The 18,336-nt window shown below is 61.6% G+C and carries 16 protein-coding genes and 2 tRNA genes; 12 read left to right on the plus strand and 6 right to left on the minus strand.

All coding sequences use genetic code 11. The features are described from left to right. The first annotated feature begins 19 nt into the window (after positions 1-19). The 3 genes from GGR38_RS19365 (at position 20) to GGR38_RS19375 (ending at position 3,828) form a co-directional block, all read left to right on the plus strand. The gene (locus GGR38_RS19365) at positions 20-748 is read left to right on the plus strand and encodes a trypsin-like peptidase domain-containing protein (protein ID WP_183627808.1); all 729 of its coding nucleotides are present in this window, start codon (positions 20-22) and stop codon (positions 746-748) included. A 136-nt stretch (positions 749-884) separates the two neighbouring features. After that, a complete protein-coding gene (gene lon / locus GGR38_RS19370) occupies positions 885-3,326 on the plus strand; it encodes an endopeptidase La (protein ID WP_183627810.1) in 2,442 nt (813 codons plus the stop codon). 229 nt (positions 3,327-3,555) lie between these two features. After that, positions 3,556-3,828, plus strand: coding sequence for an HU family DNA-binding protein (locus tag GGR38_RS19375; RefSeq protein WP_183627812.1), 273 nt, complete (start codon positions 3,556-3,558; stop codon positions 3,826-3,828). A 131-nt stretch (positions 3,829-3,959) separates the two neighbouring features. On the opposite strand, the gene rlmB is transcribed toward GGR38_RS19375, so the two are convergent. Then, positions 3,960-4,790 carry a 23S rRNA (guanosine(2251)-2'-O)-methyltransferase RlmB gene (rlmB, locus tag GGR38_RS19380; protein ID WP_183627814.1) on the minus strand — a complete coding sequence of 277 codons (831 nt, stop codon included), beginning with the start codon at positions 4,788-4,790 and terminating at the stop codon, positions 3,960-3,962. Positions 4,791-4,957: 167 nt separating this feature from the next. Between rlmB and GGR38_RS19385 the strand changes: the two genes are divergently transcribed. From GGR38_RS19385 to GGR38_RS19395, 3 genes are all read left to right on the plus strand, one after another. Further along, positions 4,958-5,043 (plus strand) — tRNA-Tyr (locus GGR38_RS19385). A 23-nt stretch (positions 5,044-5,066) separates the two neighbouring features. Next, positions 5,067-5,213: a hypothetical protein gene (locus GGR38_RS19390; RefSeq protein WP_183627816.1), complete on the plus strand. Its 147-nt coding sequence runs from the start codon at positions 5,067-5,069 to the stop codon at positions 5,211-5,213. A gap of 74 nt (positions 5,214-5,287) precedes the next feature. Then, positions 5,288-5,373 (plus strand) — tRNA-Tyr (locus GGR38_RS19395). A gap of 66 nt (positions 5,374-5,439) precedes the next feature. On the opposite strand, the gene GGR38_RS19400 is transcribed toward GGR38_RS19395, so the two are convergent. Beyond that, complete coding sequence (locus tag GGR38_RS19400) at positions 5,440-6,078, minus strand: FKBP-type peptidyl-prolyl cis-trans isomerase (protein ID WP_183627818.1); 639 nt, start codon at positions 6,076-6,078, stop codon at positions 5,440-5,442. Positions 6,079-6,233: 155 nt separating this feature from the next. Here GGR38_RS19400 and GGR38_RS19405 point away from each other — a divergent pair, with 155 nt between their 5' ends. The 4 genes from GGR38_RS19405 (at position 6,234) to GGR38_RS19420 (ending at position 9,998) form a co-directional block, all read left to right on the plus strand. Next, positions 6,234-7,259 carry a sensor domain-containing diguanylate cyclase gene (locus tag GGR38_RS19405; RefSeq protein WP_183627820.1) on the plus strand — a complete coding sequence of 342 codons (1,026 nt, stop codon included), beginning with the start codon at positions 6,234-6,236 and terminating at the stop codon, positions 7,257-7,259. Between the two features lie 130 nt (positions 7,260-7,389). Beyond that, positions 7,390-8,661 (plus strand): SAM-dependent methyltransferase, encoded by a 1,272-nt coding sequence (locus GGR38_RS19410; protein ID WP_183627822.1) that lies wholly within the window; start codon positions 7,390-7,392, stop codon positions 8,659-8,661. Positions 8,662-8,784: 123 nt separating this feature from the next. After that, a complete protein-coding gene (locus GGR38_RS19415; protein ID WP_183627824.1) occupies positions 8,785-9,105 on the plus strand; it encodes a hypothetical protein in 321 nt (106 codons plus the stop codon). 65 nt (positions 9,106-9,170) lie between these two features. Next, the gene (locus GGR38_RS19420; RefSeq protein WP_183627826.1) at positions 9,171-9,998 is read left to right on the plus strand and encodes a transferrin-binding protein-like solute binding protein; all 828 of its coding nucleotides are present in this window, start codon (positions 9,171-9,173) and stop codon (positions 9,996-9,998) included. Between the two features lie 121 nt (positions 9,999-10,119). On the opposite strand, the gene GGR38_RS19425 is transcribed toward GGR38_RS19420, so the two are convergent. The 3 genes from GGR38_RS19425 to GGR38_RS19435 form a co-directional block, all read right to left on the minus strand. After that, the gene (locus tag GGR38_RS19425) at positions 10,120-11,322 is read right to left on the minus strand and encodes an MFS transporter (protein ID WP_183627827.1); all 1,203 of its coding nucleotides are present in this window, start codon (positions 11,320-11,322) and stop codon (positions 10,120-10,122) included. 13 nt (positions 11,323-11,335) lie between these two features. Continuing rightward, positions 11,336-13,492 carry a TonB-dependent receptor gene (locus GGR38_RS19430; protein ID WP_183627829.1) on the minus strand — a complete coding sequence of 719 codons (2,157 nt, stop codon included), beginning with the start codon at positions 13,490-13,492 and terminating at the stop codon, positions 11,336-11,338. Between the two features lie 68 nt (positions 13,493-13,560). Beyond that, complete coding sequence (locus GGR38_RS19435) at positions 13,561-15,282, minus strand: thiamine pyrophosphate-binding protein (RefSeq protein ID WP_183627831.1); 1,722 nt, start codon at positions 15,280-15,282, stop codon at positions 13,561-13,563. 147 nt (positions 15,283-15,429) lie between these two features. On the opposite strand from GGR38_RS19435, the gene GGR38_RS19440 reads away from it, so the two are divergent. Together GGR38_RS19440 and GGR38_RS19445 are read left to right on the plus strand one after the other, a co-directional pair. Next, positions 15,430-16,338 carry a LysR family transcriptional regulator gene (locus tag GGR38_RS19440; protein WP_183627833.1) on the plus strand — a complete coding sequence of 303 codons (909 nt, stop codon included), beginning with the start codon at positions 15,430-15,432 and terminating at the stop codon, positions 16,336-16,338. 260 nt (positions 16,339-16,598) lie between these two features. Beyond that, a complete protein-coding gene (locus GGR38_RS19445) occupies positions 16,599-17,771 on the plus strand; it encodes a tyrosine-type recombinase/integrase (RefSeq protein WP_246405044.1) in 1,173 nt (390 codons plus the stop codon). Between the two features lie 294 nt (positions 17,772-18,065). Here GGR38_RS19445 and GGR38_RS19450 read toward each other — a convergent pair whose 3' ends face one another. Next, a complete protein-coding gene (locus tag GGR38_RS19450) occupies positions 18,066-18,269 on the minus strand; it encodes a hypothetical protein (RefSeq protein ID WP_183627835.1) in 204 nt (67 codons plus the stop codon). Positions 18,270-18,336 lie beyond the last annotated feature (67 nt).

An 18,336-nucleotide genomic window follows, 5' to 3' on the forward strand; every position in this document is an offset into this window, starting at 1 on the left:
GGGGCTGTGGCGTGGCGCCATGGCCCTCATGCTGATTATGGGCGCGCCGGTTGCGCAGGCCGAAGAGGCTGCCCCGGCCCCCGATCCGATCACCGCGACCTGTCATCCCGCCTTTACCGTCGATGGCGCGACGCTGTCGGCCGGAACTGCCTTTGTGCTGGACATGACCGAGCCGCCCAGCGCGAGCAACCCGCTGGCACCGCGCCCTTCCGCGCTGTTTCTGGTGACGGCGCTGCATCTGTTCGGGCCGAATGGCGGACTGGCCGCGCAAATCGAATCCGAACATTTGCCCGACCATGTGAAGATGGACGCCTGTATCGGCGGCGATGGCCAGCATTGGACCGCGCGGCGCACGCTGGCGATTGCCGGGGCGGTGCCGATGGCCTTGCCATTTCGTGATGTGGCCGCCTTTGCCGCTGATCCGGCCGGGTTGAAGGACGCTACCCGCCTGAAGCTGGCCGAAAAGGGTCCGGTGGCGGGCGATGAGGTTTGGGTGGTGGCCTCGATGGGCGGGGATGGGCGCATTCGGCGCTATGGCGCGCGGGTGACCTATAATGGGCCTGATGCGCTGCAATATGCCTTTGTCGATAACACGCTGGCGCTTGCGGCCAGCAGCGGGGCGGCGGTGGTCGATGGGGCGGGCCGGGTGCTTGGGCTGCATCTGGGCGGGGCCAAGGATCGCGGCGATCTGTTGGGCATGGCGGTGCCGCTTGAGCGTTTGCGCAAGCTGATTGGCGAGGCGAAATAGGCGCCTGTCTCTGTGGGCAAATTGCAGGATGGCGCGATTGCGGCCTTTTTCCCCATTGCGCCGCGCGCATCTGCTCCCCATATCCTCAAAAACAACGCAGGGCCGCCGTTCTTAGGTGCAGCCTGAATGGAAGATTATGACTGACGAGAACACTCCCTCGAATGTGATTGCGCCGCTGCCCCAGTTGCTGCCGATGCTGCCGCTGCGCGATATTGTGGTTTTTCCCGGCATGGTTGTGCCGCTGTTTGTGGGCCGCGAAAAATCGGTGGCCGCGCTCGAAGCAGCCATGGCGGGCGACAAGGACATCTTCCTGCTGGCCCAGCTTGATCCGGGCTGCGATGATCCCCATGCCGACGATCTTTATGATGTTGGCGTGGTGGCCACGGTCCTGCAATTGCTGAAATTGCCTGATGGCACGGTGCGCGTGCTGGTCGAAGGCACGCGGCGCGCGCGGATGGTGGGTCTGAGCGAAGAGGACGAGATGCTGCGCGCCGAACTGGCGCCGGTGGAAAGCGGCACGGCCGAAGGGCCCGAAGTCGCCGCCATGATGCGCAGCGTGGTCGATCAGTTTGGCGAATATGCCAAGCTGAACAAGAAGCTCTCGCAGGATGCAGGCGACCAGCTGTCCGAAATCGAGGACGCTTCGGCTCTGGCCGATCAGATCGCCAGCCATATCAGCGCCAAGGTGGCGGACAAGCAGGCTTTGCTGTCGGAAACCGATCCGTTGAAGCGACTGGAAATGGTCTATGGCTTCATGGAAGGTGAACTGGGCGTTTTGCAGGTTGAGCGCCGGATCCGTGGTCGCGTAAAGCGCCAGATGGAAAAGACCCAGCGCGAATATTACCTCAACGAACAGTTGAAGGCGATCCAGAGCGAGCTGGGCGGCGGTGATGAGAGCGGGGCGAATGAGATCGCCGAGCTTCAGGAGCGCATCAACAAGCTCAAGCTGAGCAAGGAAGCGCGGACCAAGGCCGAGACCGAGCTGAAGAAGCTCAAGACGATGCAGCCGATGAGCGCCGAGGCGACCGTCGTGCGCAATTATCTCGACGTGCTGCTAGGCCTGCCCTGGGGCAAGAAGAGCAAGCTGAAGAAGGACATTGGCGCGGCGCAGGCCGTGCTCGATGCCGATCACTATGCGCTCGACAAGGTCAAGGACCGGATCATCGAATATCTGGCGGTTCAGGCGCGGACGAACAAGCTGAAGGGGCCGATCCTGTGCCTCGTCGGCCCGCCGGGCGTGGGCAAGACCTCGCTGGGCAAGAGCATCGCCAAGGCTTGCGGGCGCGAATTCATCCGCCAATCGCTGGGCGGCGTGCGCGATGAGGCCGAGATCCGGGGGCATCGCCGCACCTATATCGGCTCCATGCCGGGCAAGATCGTGGCCAATTTGAAGAAGGCGGGCACGGGCAATCCGCTGTTCCTGCTGGACGAGATCGACAAGCTGGGTCAGGATTTCCGCGGCGATCCCGCCTCGGCGCTGCTCGAAGTGCTGGATCCGGAACAGAATTCCAAGTTCCAGGACCACTATCTGGAGCTGGACATCGACCTGTCGGACATCATGTTCGTCTGCACGGCCAACAGCCTGAACCTGCCCCAGCCTTTGCTGGACCGTATGGAGATCATCCGTCTGGAGGGTTACACCGAGGACGAGAAGGTCGAGATTGCCGAGCGCCATCTGGTGGCCAAGCAGGTTGAGGCGCATGGGTTGAAGAAGGGTGAGTTCACCCTGACGCAGCCCGCGCTGCGCGATCTGATCCGCTATTACACCCGCGAGGCGGGCGTGCGCACGCTGGAGCGTGAGATCGCCCGGTTGGCGCGCAAGACCTTGCGCAAGATCCTGGAAGGCAAGGAAAAGGGCGTGACGATCACGCCGGAAAACCTGGCCGATTTTGCCGGTGTCCGCAAATATCGTCACGGCGTGTCGGATGAGGAAAATCAGATCGGCTCGGTGACGGGTCTGGCCTGGACCGAGGTGGGCGGCGAATTGCTGACCATCGAAAGCGTGACCGTGCCGGGCAAGGGCGCGGTCAAGACCACGGGCAAGCTGGGCGAGGTGATGAGCGAGAGCGTGCAGATGGCGTTCTCGTTCGTAAAGGCGCGCGCGCCCGCCTATGGCATCAAGCCGTCGATCTTCAACCGCAAGGATCTGCACATCCACCTGCCCGAAGGCGCCGTGCCCAAGGATGGGCCGAGCGCGGGCATCGGCATGGTGACCGCGATGGTTTCCACGCTGACGGGCATTGCGGTGCGCGCCGATGTGGCGATGACCGGCGAGGTCACGCTGCGCGGGCGGGTGCTGGCGATCGGGGGCCTCAAGGAAAAGCTGCTGGCCGCGCTGCGCGGCGGCATCAAGACCGTGCTGATCCCCGAGGAAAACGCCAAGGATCTGGCCGAGATCCCCGCCAACATCCGCGAGGGTCTGGAGATCGTGCCGGTGTCTCATGTGGATCAGGTGCTGGCGCGCGCGCTGGTTGAGGTGCCGCAGGCCATCGAATGGACCGAGGCCGACGATCTGGCAAGCCAACCCGGTGCGACGCCCGCAGGCGGGGCTGCGCCTTCGACCGCCACGGCGCATTGATTTTGCTGCAATGCCGCGACTCGGGTTTACGCCCTTGTCGCGGATTGCCCTTGGGGCGCGACGGGTCGAGTTTAGACTTCCATTCGTCGAAAAACCCCCGATTTTCGGGGATAATTGCGGGCTTTTAACCGCATTTCGCTTTGACAGGGGCATGAAAAATCGCTCAATTCCGCCCGCTGTCGAGGCGACTCAAACAGATATTCTCAACGTCCTTTCCGGGGGTACCCAAATGAATAAGAACGAACTGATCGGCGCGGTTGCCGAAGCCAGCGGCCTTACCCGCAATGATGCGACCAAGGCTGTCGAAGGCGTGTTCGAATCGATCACTGCTGCTCTGAAGGCCGGCGATGAAGTCCGTCTGGTCGGTTTTGGCACTTTCTCGGTGGCCAAGCGCAAGGCCTCGACCGGTCGCAACCCCCGCACCGGCGAACCTTTGGCGATCTCGGCTTCGGCTCAGCCCAAGTTCAAGGCTGGCAAGGGCCTGAAGGACGCGGTGAACTGATCACCCGTTTTTGACTGCTGAATGGCTGAAACGCCTCGCAGCCATAAGCAGAAAGAAAAACGCCGCCTCGGATCATCCGGGCGGCGTTTTTGTTTGGGGCCGGGAAGGGGGCTTTAAAGGCCCCCTTTGCCTTATTCGCCGCTTTCGCGCGTGGCCACGGCATAGAGCGCGATGGCGGCCGCATTCGACACGTTGAGCGATTCCATCGCCTCGCTGATCGGCAGGCGGGCCAGAGCGTCGCAATGCTGGGTGATGTTGTGGCGCATGCCTTCGCCCTCGGCGCCCAGCACCAGCGCGACAGGTCCGGCGCTCATCGCTTGCGACAGCGTGGCCTTGGCCTCACCGGCCAGACCGATGCGCCAATAGCCCGCCTCCGCCATTTCTTCGAGCGCGCGGGCCAGATTGACCACGCGGACCCATGGAACAACCTCCAGAGCGCCGCTGGCCGATTTGGCGAGCACACCCGATTCGGGCGGCGCATGGCGGTCCTGCGTGACGATGGCGGCGGCATTGAACGCGGCGGCCGAGCGCATGATCGCGCCGACATTATGCGGATCGGTCACCTGATCGAGCACCACGATCGGGCGCGAGGGATCGCCGTCCAGCACATCATCGAGGAACACATCCTCAAGCGCATCGCATTCCAGCACCAGCCCCTGATGCGGTGCATCGCGCGCGACAAGGCGGCCAAGATCGGCAGCCTGCGCATATTCGATAGTGAAATCAGCAGGAAGCTCGCCATCCAGATTCGCAATGGCCTCACGCGTTGCCCACAATTTGCGGTGGCGGCGGTCGGGGTTCTTCAAGGCGGCCTCAACCGCGTGATGGCCCCACAGGCGCACTGCGCCCTTGCTGGCCCGGCCCGAGCCGCGCCCGCCCTGCATGCGCCCTGCGCGGCCCCGCATGGCCTTGCCCTTTCCGCGCCCGCCCTGTTGGGTGTCGTCGTCGCTGTGGCGGCTCATGAATTGTCCTTTCTGGCAAAAATTTCTCCGCCTTTGCCAATTCGAGTGTTGACAGGCAAGGGCAAGATCCTCATAGGCCCGGTCCTCGGCTGAACGGCTCCACACAAATGGGGCCATTCGGGGGGAGACCCCCAAGCTGGATAGCCTCGCAAGAGGCCTGACGGTGTGGACAGGTGGCCGAGTGGTTAATGGCAGCAGACTGTAAATCTGCCCGCGAGAGCGTACGCTAGTTCGAATCTAGCCCTGTCCACCACCGTTGCAGTTTTTTCCAGACACATGATCGTGATCGGCCCCAAGGGGCTTGGCCGCTGCCCGGGTTTTGCCGCCATACCTGTCGCGGCATTCGGCAGACAATTTATCCACAATGATTTCTGCCTGTTGACAGATGTGATCAACACCCCCATAGGCGCGGACCTCGGCTGAACGGCTCCATCCAAATGGGGCCGTTCGGGGGGAGACCCCCAAGCTCGAATGCCTTGAAAAAGGCATAACGGTGTGGACAGGTGGCCGAGTGGTTAATGGCAGCAGACTGTAAATCTGCCCGCGAGAGCGTACGCTAGTTCGAATCTAGCCCTGTCCACCACCGTTTCCTTTAAATAGCTGCAAGGTTGCGCCCGACCACGGGCCCGGCGCAACGCTCGACTTGGCCTTATTGCTGCGGCTTGCCGGCAGGAGCAGGCGCGGTTGCGGGTTCCGATGCTGCGGGCGCGGATGCGGCGGCGCGGGCCTTGCGCATGGTCTCGATCTCGGCGCCGGTCTTGTAATCAAGCAGCTCGACCTGAAACACCAGATCGGAATTGGCCGGGATCGGGCCTGCGGCCTGCGCGCCATAGCCCATGGCCGCCGGGATGCAGAAACGCGCGACGCCGCCCTTGGGCACCATCTGAAGCCCTTGCGAAAAACCGGGGATTACGCCTGCGACGGGAAAGGTCGCCTGCATCCCCTGATCGAACACCGCGCCCGTGGCGGCCAGATAGCCGATATAATTGACCAGCACGTAATCCTCTTCGGCCGGGACCGGGCCGGTCGCGGGGCGCAGCATGGTGAAGCTGACGCCCGAAGAGGTCTTGGTGCCGCACAGCCGCTGGGCCGGGGGCAGGATCGGGTTGAGCGGCAGGGGGATGATGCCATTGTTCGCGCCGAGCGCCGGTTTGGCCGCAGCCGCCGTTTTTGCCGCCGCAGGCTTGCGTGCCGGGGCGGCAGCATGAGCGGGCGCGATCAGGGAAAGGGCCGCCAGAGAATACAGGGGCAGGGCGAGGGGCGACAGAGCGCGAGACAGTTGCTTCATGGCGGCAAGGTATAGGCAGGATGGAGCGCCCCGATCAAGTCGATGGCAATTATCCCACAACTCAGCATTTTGCCTGATGCCAAATGCGTGGATTTTGGCATGGTGCGGGCCTAAACAGGGCCATCGCAAGGCTCGCATCTGAAAGAGGATCTGCCATGTCGGACGCATTGCTGGGTCAGATTTCCGAAACGGTCGCAAGCGCGCAGACGGTCGAACAGCTCACGCGCCCCTTGCTGACCATGCTCGAACTGGTGACGGGGCTGGAAAGCACCTATCTGACCCGGATCGACGAGACGGCAGGCGTCCAGAGCATCCTCTATGCACGCAACAGCAAGGTGATGCAGATCCCCGAGGGGCTCAGTGTGCCGTGGGGCGACACTTTGTGCAAACGTGCGCTGGACGCCGGACAGCCCTTTACCGACGATGTGGCGGGGTGCTGGGGCGATTCGGATGCGGCGCGCGCGCTGGGCATATGCACCTATGCCTCCACCCCCGTTCGAATGGAGGACGGCAGCCTGTTCGGCACGCTATGCGCCGCCAGCTCGGAGAAGCGCCCGATCACACAAGAGGGGCGTCAGGTGCTGTTGCTGTTCGGCACCCTGATCCAGCAGCATATTCAGCGCGAAAACCTGCTGGAAAAGCTTCAGAGGGCCAATCGCGAGCTTGAGGGCTTTTCCTTCACCGATACGCTGACCGGCCTGCCCAACCGCCGCTTCATCTTTCAGGAGCTGGGCCGTCTGTTCAGTCTGGCCCAGCGCGAAGGGCGGAGGGTAACCGTGGCCTTTATCGACCTGGATGGGTTCAAACAGATCAACGACACCTATGGCCATGAAACCGGCGATGCTTTCCTGATCGAGGTCGGGCGGCGGCTGGCTGCAGGCATGCGGGGCAGCGATCTGCTGGGGCGGCTTGGCGGCGATGAATTCGTGCTGGCGGGGCTCGGCCCGGCGCAGGGGCAGGACAGCGAACTGACCGTGGCGGCGATGCGGCGGCGGCTGGCTGCGCTGGTCGAGGGGCATTACGATCTGCCCTGCTGCGCGATGGACTATCCCGGCGCCAGTCTTGGCATCATCAGCGCCGATCCGCGCCAGACCACCGTCGATCAGGCGCTTCAGGACGCCGACGCCGCCATGTATCTGGAAAAGCGCCAGCGTCGCGAGGCTCGCGCCCAACCGGCCTGAGAGAGCCTTCCGCATAAGACATTAGTATATTTTCGTGTTTTTTCGTCCCGCCGTTAAGTGTTTTTGGCGCAGGTGAGGAACCGAAGCCGCGTCTGCGGCATTGGTTAGCGACGGGACGAAAGGATGAGATATGTGGCTGCTTGACCGCTTCCTCCGCCGTGCGATCCGCACCGGGCCTTTGCAGATCACCGATGCGGATGGAAAGGTTCACCTTTACGGTTCGGGGCAGGGCGCGCCCCTATGTCTGCGCTTTACCGACAAGCGCACGGCGCTGCATATCGCCCGCCACCCTTCGCTGGGCGCGGGCGAGGCTTATATGCGCGGCTGGATGGTGGTCGAGCCGCCCCATGATATCCGCGACCTGGTGCTGATGATCGGCGCCGAGGCCAAGGCGGCCAAGACCCATATGGACGCGCCGGGGCGGTTCAGCCGGATGATCGACCGTGCGGCATGGCGTCTCGATCAGTTCAACGACCGCCGCCGCTCCAGCCGCAATGTGCGCCACCATTACGACCTGACACGCCAATTCTACGAAATGTTCCTCGACGAGGACCGGCAATATACGATGGCCTATTTCTCTGCGCCTCAGGTGGGGCTGGAACAGGCGCAGATGGAAAAGAAGGCGCTGATTGCGGCCAAATTGCATTTGCCCGCCGATGCACGCGGGATGCGGGTGCTGGATATCGGTTGCGGCTGGGGTGGGCTGGGGCTTTACCTCAACCGCCATTACGGCTGCGAGGTGCTGGGCATTTCGCTGGCCCCCGATCAGGTCGCCTTTGCTCAGGAGCGCGCCCAGGCCGCAGGCGTTGCCGACAAGGTGCAGTTCCGCCTCGTCGATTACCGCGATCTGACCGAGACATTCGACCGGATCACCAGCGTGGGCATGATAGAGCATGTCGGCGCGCGCCATTTCGACGAATATTTCGGCCATACGTTCGACCGGCTGGCCGATGATGGCGTGATGCTGACCCACACGATAGGGCGCGCAGGCGGGCCCGGTTTCACCGATGCGTGGACGCGCAAATATATCTTCCCCGGCGGCTATATCCCGGCGATGAGCGAGTTGATCGGCGCCATAGAGCGGACCGGGTGGAAAACCGGCGACATCGAAGTGCTGCGCTATCACTATGCCGATACGCTGGCCGAATGGTATCGGCGCACCACGCTGCATGCCGACCGGATCGCGGCCATGTATGACGAGGAATTGCTACGCATGTGGCAATTCTATCTGGTCGGGGCCGAGCAGGCATTCCGTCAGGGCAATATGGTCAATTTCCATATCCAGAACGTGAAGCGGCAGGACGCCTTGCCGATGACCCGCGATTACATCGCCACCGAAATGCGCCGCCTTTTGTCCAAAGAGGCCCCTCCTGTCTGGCATCTGGCGCCCAAGGTCGCTTGAGAACAGGCGTAACGCTGGCAAAGCCAGGGCTGATCGGAACTTGATCGGTTTACGATGCTTTTTTGTTAATTTTCGGTTCAGGTTTTCTTGACAAATCCCGGTGTGCGGATAGTCCGCGCAGCAATGTTTTGTCACAACCTGAAATACGCTGCGCTTAAATCAGCCCTGTGCTTTGCCCTGGTTGCGGCGGCCAGCCATGCCTGTGCTGCGCCGGACAATGTGCAGCAGATGACGGCGGCGCAATTGTTTCAGGTCGCCGATGAATGGAGCAAATCGGGCCAATTCGCCTTTGCGGAAAAGGCTTATCGCCTGTTGGCGCAAAATCCCGAGGCGGAACTGCGGCTGATCCTAGATGAAAAGCCCGATGCGGCAGGGGTGAGGCTGGAACTGGCGCGGATCGAGGCGATGGATGGGCACCCCACGCGCGATCTGAGGGCGGCGTAAACAGCGCCTCGTCCGGTCCTGCGGCGACCTATACCAAGTTCAACGATCTGAGCGGCCCGCAGACCATGAAAGCGGCTGGCCTGCTCTATAACGTGCGCCTTATCAACAACGCTGTCACGCTGACGGTCGAAGCCTCCGACCCGGCCATTGCGACTGCCAATTATAATGCCACCACCGGCTCGGTCTCGCTGACCGGAACGCAGGGGCGCAGTTCCGACTTCACTTCGGCCGATATTGTCAGCCAGACCAGCGCATCCACCACCTATCAAAAAGGTGTGGGCTCGATTGTCAATCAGCCCACACTGGCAAGTGAGAGGTTGTCCGTGAACACGCCCAGCGTGGGCGGGGTGGATTTGAGCTATACACGTATCGGCGTGTGGTCGATCTGGAACACGAATTACGGCGGTTATCAAACGGCTACGGGGATCTTTGGCGTCTCGACATTGGCCAGCGACATGCCGCGCAGCGGCTCGGCCAGCTACACCACGTCCATAAATGCCAGCGCCACCCAGAACAGCGGGACCTTTCCCAACTTCCGCGTCGATCAGGCCACGTCGGCGGTTAATTTCACGGCGAACTTTGGGGCCAACACCCTGAGCACCTCGCTCAATCTCAATGCCTTTCCCCAGACAGGGATCAGCAACGGGCTGCCGATCTACAGCACTACGGCGGTACCGCTGGTGAACCTGAGCGGGTCGGGAACGATCAGTTCAACCGGCTCCACTTTCGCCGGGACGTTGTTGGCAACCAATGCCACTATGACAGGCCAGTTCGCCGGGGGCTTTTTGGGCCCGCAAGCGGCCGAAATGGCCTATTTCTTCGGAGTTAGTGGTACGTTCCCGACGGGATATGACGGTTTTGTGCTGGGCGCGGTTGCGGGACGAAAGCCCTGAGTTTTGACTGGCCCTTCGCCCGCAAATCAAATTTGACCTGAAGGAATGCCCGGCGATCGGCATATGAAAATCATCATGGCCGGGCCGCGCAAATGAGGCGGGTCGATGGCAGCGAAAATTCTCATCTGTTGCCCGTGCGCGCCTCTCGCTTTGGTCTGGTTTCGCGCAGGAAAAGACTGGCCAGAATGATGGCCAGTCCCGCCCCGGCCGCCAGCCAGAGCGGCGCGGTCAGATCGAAACGCTCGACCAGATAGCCGCCGACAATCGGCCCCAGCGTCGCGCCCAATGCGTCGCCACCGATTGATACAAAGCCGACGGCGGTGGCGGTCTGTCCAACCGGCGCCAGTTCCATCGGCACCAGCACCATGGCCAGCGCGGCAATGGCAGGACCGGCCGAGGTCAACATACCGGCCGGGATCAGCAATCCTGCATCAATACCGGGCACCAGAAAGAGCAGCGGGAGGAGCGTGGCAATCGTTGCCGCCGTCAGCAAGGCGGGACGCCGCCCGATCCGGTCCGACAGCGCGGGCCATGTCAGGCAATAGAGGAAGCCGCCGAGCCCCGATGCTCCCAGAATCCAGCCGATCTGTGTGCCGGAAAAGCCTTTCGTCTGGCTCATGAACAGGGGGGCAAAGGCGTTGAAGGCAAAGATCCACACCGTGAGCATCAGCGCGGCGACAAAGCACAGCCACATATCGCGCGAGGCCAGCACAGCCCGCGCTGCGGCAAGGCCGGCGCGCGGGGCATGGGGCTGACGCGCAGGTTCGGGCACATGGCGCGCCACCACCGCTGCCAGGATCAGGCCGGGAACGCCTGCGGCAAAAAAGGCCGCAGGCCAACCGAAATGCGCCGCAATCTGGGTGGCAAAGACCGGGCCGATGGCCGACCCCACCAGCGATCCGGCGCAGACCACGATGCCCACATTGCGCCCGCGCCGCTCGGGCGTGGAAAGGTCCTCCATGGTGGCCATGATGACCGACCAGCACGGCCCCTCAGCCAGCCCCAGCAAGGCACGGATCAGCAGCATTTCCTCGAAATTGCGTGCCAGACCCGACACCCATGAGAGCAGCGAAAAGACCACCATGGCCGGAACCAGCACCCGCTTGCGCCCAACCCTGTCCGACACCATGCCGAAGATGAAGGTTGAAATGGCCCAGCACACCGACACAGCGCCCGCCAGCAGGCCGATCTGGCTGGGCGAGAGATGCAGGCTGCGCTCCAGATCGGGGCCGAGGAACAATTGTTCCATGCGGTCGAGCATTACGGTGCCAAAGCATCCCGCAAGGATCAGCGCGACCGTAGTTTCGGAGGGACGGGAGGTCATGGGATGTGGTTCCTCAACGCATCGCATAGGACAAGGTCACGCCGAAGGTCCGCGGGGCCGCCGGGAAATAGGCATCGCCAAAATTATCGGGCTGAACATCGGCATAATAATGCTTGTCGGTGATGTTCTCGGCCCAGACTTTTACCGCGATCCGGGGCAGAACATCGACGCTGAGCGATCCGTTAAACAGGCCATAGGCGGGCTGGCGCACCCGGTTTTGCGGATCGAAATAGAAGCCGTCATTATAGCTGTATGATCCGGCCAGTGTGGCGCGCCCGATGGGCGTGGCAAAGGCATATTGGGCCGACAGGCTGAACACCAGTTTGGAGGCCAGCACGGGAACCTTGCCGCTGGCATCCCCGACCGACGCGACCAGCCCCCCGGCGGGCGCAGCGGGCAATGTGAAGAAGAGCGCATTGGTAAAGCCCGAGCCATAGCGGCCATGCAGCCATGACATGTTTGCCTGTGCCGTCAGGCCCTGCATGGGGGCGGCCTCAAGTTCCACATCGACGCCTTTGAACGAGGCGTTGGCGCCATTGTAGAAAATGGGTGTGGTCAATCCGTTGGGGATGCCGCGGATCTGGATGTCCTTCACCTCATTGTCGAACAGGGCGATGTTGGCGCGCAGCTTGTGGTCCAGCAGATCCGACTTCAGTCCGATTTCGAAGGCGTCCACGGTCTGGGGACGTACCGAGGGCAGATTGGGGTTGGTGGCGTTGAACAGCCCGCTCTTGAAGCCCCGGCTGTAAGAGGCATAGAGCAGCACATCGCGCGTCGCCTGATGGTCGAGCGCCACGCGCCAGCTTGGCTTTTTGTCCTCCAGCGTCTGGCGGGGATAGATCGTGGCCGGGACTGCGGGATCGCTGATCGCGGTGATGAAATCAATGTGCCGCTTGTCGATCGTGTAGCGCAGGCCGCCGGTCAGCCGGGTCCCGCTGGCGATCTCATAGGTGGCCTGCCCATAGGCGGCGAAGCTCTGCGTATTGGCATAGGAGAACGTGTCGGCATAGGCCAGCGGCGCCACGGCCAGACCGGTCACATGCACCGGCACGGTCTTGAGCTCATTGCTGTAATAGAAGGCGCCCAAAGTCCATTTCAGCGGACCATCCCCGCTGGAGGCGAGCTGCAGCTCCTGAGTCCAGGAGTAGCTGAGGCTGTTGATGTTGAGGTTGAGCAGCGGGACTGGGGAGAGGTCCTTTTCGGTGTTCAACCGGAAATGGACAAAGTCGTGGCTGGTGATGCTGGTCAGCGTGGCGAAGCCCAGATCGTGCTTGAAGGTGGCGGCATAGTTCTGCTGGTCGGTGCCGGTGCGCAGGTTGCCGTTGGTGGTCGTATTGTAAAAGCCGTTGTAGCCCGGCGTGCCCACCACGGTCAGCTCGCCCGGCAGCAGCGCGCCGCCTTGCAGATTAGGCGCATAGGCATGGGAATACATCGCGGCCAGAGTCAAGCTGGTGCCGCTGTCGATGGTCCAGAGCAATTTGCTGCGCAGCCCGCCATACTCGCCTTTATAGGCGTCGGCCCCGGTGGTCAGGTTCTTGCCCCAGCCGATGCCCTGATGGTTGTAATTGCCCGAAACATCGATGGCCAGATTGGGCGTGATCCCGGTGGTGGCGTAAAGACCGGCGGTGACGGTATCGTAATTGCCATAGCCGATCTGCGCCTTCAGATTGGTTTCCTGCGATGGCGCGGGGGTGATGATCTGGATCAGGCCGCCGCTGGCATTGCGGCCGAACAGCGTGCCTTGCGGCCCTTTGAGGATCTCGATCCGGGCGATATTGTTGAAGGCAAACAGCGAGGCTGTGGGCGAGGGTTGATAGACCCCGTCGATATAGACGGCATTGGCGGATTCATCCGCGCCCGATCCCGTGCCGCCAACGCCGCGAATGGCAATGGATGCCCCGCCCAGACCCGTCGAGACATGCACCGCAGGCGCCAGCGTCGTCAGGTCCGAGGTGGAAGCGACGCCGATCTGGCTGAGCCTTTCGGCGCTGGCGGCGGTGACCGCGATGGGCACTTTCTGCATATTCTCGTTGCGGCGCTGGGCGGTGACGATGATGTCGGCGACACCGGTTTGGGCCGGGGCGGATTGAGCATGCGCCGAGGTGGCAAGGCTGATGGCCAGCCAGGATGCGCAGCCCATGCCAAAGGTCCGGATAATCGTCGTCTGCATAAACATCTCCCTCTTCCCCGGCCTGTTCTCTGCTGGCCTTTTGGGGGTAAAACGTTGGAAATAGTCGGTTACAACCGATGAGCGGTGCTTGCGCCAAAGGTTGGGAACATAGGATGCGGGCTCCAGCCGACCCGCGCATCGATGACCACAGAGGTGTCGGCGGCTAGGGCGCGGGCCATCACCACATCGAGGTCCTCCAACCGTTCGAGGCGCTCGCCATGGCATCCGAAGGCGCGGGCGATGGCCGCGTAATCTGTGCCGTCCAGATCGGTGCCGATCTCAAAGCCATGTTTGTTCTGCGCGGCGCGAATGACGCCCCAACTGGCGTTGTTGTGAATGATCGTGATGACCTTGAGGCCATAACGCCGGGCGGTGTCGAGTTCCTGCAGGTTGAAACCGAAAGCGCCGTCGCCGGTCAGGCAAAAGACCCGCCGATCAGGATAATGGCCGGCCATGGCCAGAGCGGCTGGCAGGCCAAAGCCCAGATGGGACATGCCGGGTTCGTGAAAGCGGGTGGAGGGGACCAGCGCCGGGGTGAATTCATTGCTCCAGAAACTGGTGTGACCACCGTCCAACGTCACCAGATCGTCGGGGCCGATGAAACGCGCCACGCCTTGCGCCAAAGCGCCGGGATGGATCAGGCCGTCTATGTCCTTCAGGTCGATAGATGCCCGATAGGCATCACGCTTGGCGGTCAGACCGGGCAGCCAGTCCGGTGCCGGATACAGCTCGACGCCGGACAGGGCTTGGACAAGAGCCTCGATCGCCAGCCCGGCATCGCTTGTCAGGCCAAGGGTGAGGGGCAGGGCGTGGCCCAGCGCGGCCGGGTCGATGTCGATCTGCACCAGCTTGCGGTCCGGGCGATCATCCCACCGGGGCGGCCCGTCCACCCACAGGAAGGAGGAAAAGCGGCAACCAAAGGCCAGCACCAGATCGGCCTGCTGCATGGCCTCGACCACCGCGCTGCCGCCGACAAAGCCGCCTTGGCCAAGGCATTGCGGATGATCCTGTGGGATGACGCCAAGGCCCATCTGCGTGGCGATGCCGGGGCAACCGACCCGGTCCAGCAAACGAACCATAGCCGCGCAGGCATCACTGCCGGACCGCGCCACACCGCCCCCCGCAACGATCAGTGGGCGCCGCGCCTGACGCAGCAAATCCACCACCACGGCAATATCCTGCGCATGGGGGGCGGGAGGGCGGCCGATAAAGCTGGTCATAGGCGCATCCAGTTCGGCCCGGCTGAAACGAAAAATGCCCCCCAGAATTTCGGCCGGAATATCGAGGTGCACCGGGCCGGGGCGCCCGCTCAGCGCCTCCCGCAAGGCGCAGTGGATCAGTTCGGGCAGGCGTTCGCCCACCGTAACGCGGGCGTTCCACTTGGTAAGATGACGAAAGAGCGATTCATTGTCGGTCGAACTGAAAGCGCCTCGGTGGGGGTGCATGATCGCGGAAGGGTTGCTGGAGGTGATCGCCAGCACCGGCAGATGATTGGCCCATGCCCCGCCCAGCGCGCTCAGCAGATTGAGGCCGCCCGGCCCTGTTTCTCCCAGGCACAGGGCCATCTGCCCGGTGGCGGCAGCGATGCCGCTGGCCATGAAGGCCGCGCTGGCCTCGTGGCGGACACCGATGAAGCGCATGTCGTCACGGGTCGAAAGTGCCTTGAACAAAGGCGACAATTTGCCGCTGGCGAGGCCAAAGACCGACCGAATGCCGACACGATGCAGAATATGGACCACCGCGTCGGCACCCGACATTGAAACATGGGTAGAGGCGTCGTGGTCCTGCATGGAATGCTTTCATTGATGGTGCCCGGATGGAATGGCCCGGCGATGTGCAGAGATTTGGCGGCCAAAGGGCCATCAGGTCAAATCGTATAACTTGAATACGGTATAGATCTGAGTGATACCTTGAATGCCCCATCCACGAGGTAATTCATGATCGATCCGCGACACCTGACCCATCTGCTGGCCATTCACGAACAAGGCTCGCTCAGTGTGGCCGGTCAGGTCCTCAATCTGTCTCAGCCTGCTCTGTCGAACAGCATCGCGGTGCTGGAGCAAAGATTGGGTGCGCCCGTGCTGATACGATCGGCGCGCGGAGCGGTGGTCAATGATCTTGGCCTGGCGCTGGTGCGGCGCGCCCGCGAGATCCGTTCCGTGCTGGATGCCGCAGCGCAGGAGGCCAGCCTGATGCGCAGGGGGCGCATGGGACCATTGACCATCGGGGTGACGCCAAGCCTTGTCGAGCAATTCATTCCGGATGTCATGGAGACATTGCTGACCGATCTGCCACATCTGGCGATTTCGGTGATCGAGGGGCTGGACGGGCCTTTGAATGCGGCGCTGCTGGCCGGTGAACTCGACGTGGTGGTGGCTTCTGTGGGCCAGCCCGGCGCCTCGCCTGATATTGCGGAAGACCTGCTTGTCTCGGACCCTTTTCTGCTGGCTGTTCATGAGGATTCGACGTTGAGCGGCAGACCTAGGCTGGCATTGGCTGATACGCTCGAGGAATTATGGATCGTGCCTCGTCCGGGCGGGTCGGCTTATGCGCATACTCAGGCAATGTTTCTGAACGCAGGCGTGGATTGGCCAAAGCGCACATTTTCCACCAATTCAGTGGCCCTAACTCATCAGCTTGTTGCGCGGATCGGGGCTGTCGCGCTGGTCAATCGTATCACGGCCCGCGGTTGGCCCGCCCCGGTTCGCACCGTTCCCGTGGCGGAGGCGGGGCATCGCAAGATCGGGTTGCGCCGTCGTCGCACCAGTGAGGACTCGCCTTCGGTGCGGGCCTTTGCCCAAGTCGCCGCGCAAGTGTTTAAAAGACAGTCCAAGGCAGGAGCTTGAGCCGGGAAGTACACATCACGATCAAGCGGGAGATGGCGGACAGGGTGCCCGCTAGTTACCCTTTTTCAAGACTTCGCAAGACGTCTCAAAGTGTGTCTTAAATATATTAAATTCAATAAGTTGAAAGATTTTTGCGTCTCAGGCATAGTTACACCGTCTCCTTTGATCACAACGCGAAAGAGGGGTCCGATTCGATTCCTTTTTGCCACATCAGACCATGACCCATGGCGGGAAGGGGTCTTGAACGGGAGTTCAAGATCATGACCAGCCGTACTCTCAATATCCTTTCCGCAGCAAAGGTGCGGGCGATCCGCGAAGCGGGACGTTACTCCGATGGAGGGGGTCTTTTTCTCTATGTCGATTCCACGCGCAGGAACTGGGTATTCCGCTACACTTGGCGAGGTACCAAAAAGGAAATGGGCCTCGGCAGTGCACGAATCCTTCCTCTCGCGAAGGCTCGCGAGAAGGCTGCCGAATGTCGGACCCTACTGGCCGAGGGGAAAAATCCTAAGCTCGAGCGTGAAAAAGCAGCGGAAGCTCTAACCTTTGGCGCTTTCGCTGATGACCTTATTGATACGATTTCAGTTGGCTGGAAAAACGCAAAGCATATTGCGCAGTGGCGAATGACTCTCACCATCTATGCAGCTCCCATTCGGGCATTATTTCTCCACGAAATCGACACGGATGATGTTCTGGGAGTGCTCAAGCCGGTCTGGAATAAGATACCGGTAACGGCTCACAGATTACGCGGCAGAATCGAGAAGGTGCTCGATGCCGCCAAAGCGAAAGGGCTGCGTAAGGGAGAAAACCCGGCCAGATGGCGGGGCCACCTCGATCAGCTTCTTCCACGCCGGAGAAAGGGGCGGCAAAGCCATCATCCGGCTTTGCCATTTGAGGACATTCAGGAATTTATTTCCGAATTGCGCAAGCGGCCTGCGGTTGCCGCGCGTGCGCTGGAGTTTGTGATCCTGACAGCGGCGCGCACCGGTGAATTGCTTGAGGCGAACTGGAAAGAAATCCATCTCGAGCAGCGCCTGTGGGTGGTTCCGGCTGACCGCATGAAAGCTGGACGTGAGCACCGGGTTCCGCTTTGTGGTCGTGCATTGGAAATCCTGCTCGCGACACCCAAGGCGGAGCGCAGAGGTTTAATCTTTAAGCGAAATGCGGATGGGAATCCCTTGACGAACATGGCGATGCCAATGCTGCTTCGACGCATGAAAGTCGATGTCACTGTCCATGGCTTTCGTTCAACGTTCCGGGACTGGGCTGCAGAAACAACAAATTTTTCTAATGAGGTCTGCGAAATGGCCCTGGCCCACACGATCCCCGGCAAAGCCGAGGCTGCCTATCGGCGGGGCGATCTGTTTAACAAGCGTCGCAAACTGATGGAGGCTTGGGCCGAATATTGCGAATACGGAGAAGGCGAGGGCTAAATGCTGGATCGGTTTCCGGTGCTTATATCGTCCTAGGGCCGCCTCAGGAGCCGGTATAGTACCTTACGATCGCACTCCGGTCGTGCCGGGTAAATACCGGCCGAGGTTTATGTGTGGAACGCGCAATCAGAGGATTGGAGGGCATGCCCCCCAATCCTCTGATGACCCAAATGGCTGGATGAACGGCAACCAAGATTAGCTTAGCAGCCAATCTGTTCAGAAAAGGGGACTCCTCAACTATAAAAAAATTCTAAGCACGGAATGGTTCAGTCGTGCCTGGATAGATAGTCGCCCTCACAGTCTTAGCAAACCGGCCACCCGTTCTAGCATTTTCACTTCCTGTCCGATTTCAAGCTGCGTGGCTGGAACTCGCGAAATCAGCGCCTTGTGGAATGGGCAGCCGACGAAGGCGGGGTTATCGCCGTAGAGGGTCTGGAGATGTTCGGGGAATGCATGGTCAAGTTCGTTGATCTGAGGTGCTGCCGGTTTGATGGACACCGAGATAAGGTGTTTTCATCGAACGGAGAGCATCGATGCAACGAAGGAAGTTTAGCCGTGAGTTCAA

The organism is Novosphingobium sediminicola, from assembly GCF_014196525.1.
GTDB classification, from domain to species: Bacteria; Pseudomonadota; Alphaproteobacteria; order Sphingomonadales; family Sphingomonadaceae; genus Novosphingobium; species Novosphingobium sediminicola.